Below are 962 nucleotides of genomic sequence, written 5' to 3'. Positions count from 1 at the left end.
GGCGAACGCCACGGGCGGCAAGGGCAAGATCGAGTTCCTGTCGGACGGCAGCGCGGACTTCGCCAAGGCCATCGGCCTTGAGCTCGACGCCTCCGCGGGCGGCCTCGGGATCCTGATCGCGGGCGGCTATCGGCTGGATTCCGTCACCCCGGTGGACCAGTTCAGGCACTCGGCCCATGTGGAGGCGGTGGCGCGCTTCTCCCGGAGCTGAAGCCCGGAGCGTACAATGTTGACATTGTATGCTCAGGGTCCCCATATTGCGTCACAGGAGCCGCTCGCGCGACGGGCGGCCGGGAGGCAAGACGCCATGTCCGCTCACCAGCCCAACCTCGCGCCCTACGCGGTCGGCATCCGCGGCCGGTGCCCGCGATGCGGCGAAGGCCACCTGTTCGAGGGCTTCCTGAAGCTGCGCCCGGAATGCGAGGCCTGCGGCCTGGATTATTCCTACGCCGATCCGGCGGACGGGCCGGCCTTCTTCGCGATCACCTTCGCGTGCCTGCCGTCCGCCTTCTTCGCGGTGTGGCTCGAGGCGGCCTATACGGCGCCCTACTGGGTGCACCTGTTCACCACCCTGCCGCTGCTGCTGCTGACCTGCATCCCGCCGCTGCGCCCGCTGAAGGGCTGGCTGGTGGCGAGCCAGTATCACCACAAGGCCGGCGAAGGCCGGCTTGTGCGGAAGGACGAGGCGGAAGCCCACTCCGTCTGGCTGGACATCAAGTCTCAGACCACCTCGTGAGCCGCCGCTTCCGCGTCCGCGACGACCGCCGCGAGCGTCCGCAGCGCGCCGGCTAGGCGCGCGCGTTCGGGCACGCCGCCAAGCGCGATCCGCACCGCCTCCGGGGCGTCGCCTCCGCCGGCCAGAAACGCGTCGGAGGACGTGACGCCGAGCCCCTGGGCGCGCGCGGTCTCGATCAGCCGGTGCCTGTTCCAGCGGCTCGGCAGCGGCAGCCACACATGCAGCC

1 protein-coding gene and 2 pseudogenes are annotated in these 962 nt (G+C 70.7%); 2 read left to right on the top strand and 1 reads right to left on the bottom strand.

Annotation, left to right across the window (positions count from 1 at the left end; all coding sequences use genetic code 11):
• Together ACIKT0_RS19090 and ACIKT0_RS19085 are read left to right on the top strand one after the other, a co-directional pair.
• Window positions 1-211: pseudogene (locus tag ACIKT0_RS19090) on the top strand (RNA methyltransferase); the annotation flags it as partial.
• A gap of 96 nt (window positions 212-307) precedes the next feature.
• Entirely contained in the window at window positions 308-736 is a 429-nt protein-coding gene (locus ACIKT0_RS19085; RefSeq protein WP_407106861.1) for a DUF983 domain-containing protein, read from the top strand.
• On the opposite strand, the pseudogene ACIKT0_RS19080 reads toward ACIKT0_RS19085, so the two are convergent.
• Window positions 721-962: pseudogene (locus tag ACIKT0_RS19080) on the bottom strand (PLP-dependent aminotransferase family protein); the annotation flags it as partial. The gene ACIKT0_RS19085 and the pseudogene ACIKT0_RS19080 sit on opposite strands and share 16 nt — an antisense overlap.

Origin of the sequence: Hansschlegelia beijingensis (assembly GCF_045505405.1) — a bacterium.
Taxonomy (GTDB): Bacteria; Pseudomonadota; Alphaproteobacteria; order Rhizobiales; family Methylopilaceae; genus Methylopila; species Methylopila beijingensis_A.
Note: the sequence above shows the minus strand (reverse complement) of the source record. Positions and strands in the feature narration are given on the sequence as shown.

Excerpts from the sequence above, each read along its gene's own strand:
- ACIKT0_RS19085 (WP_407106861.1), top strand. The coding sequence starts at position 308 with ATGTCCGCTCACCAGCCCAACCTCGCGCCCTACGCGGTCGGCATCCGC.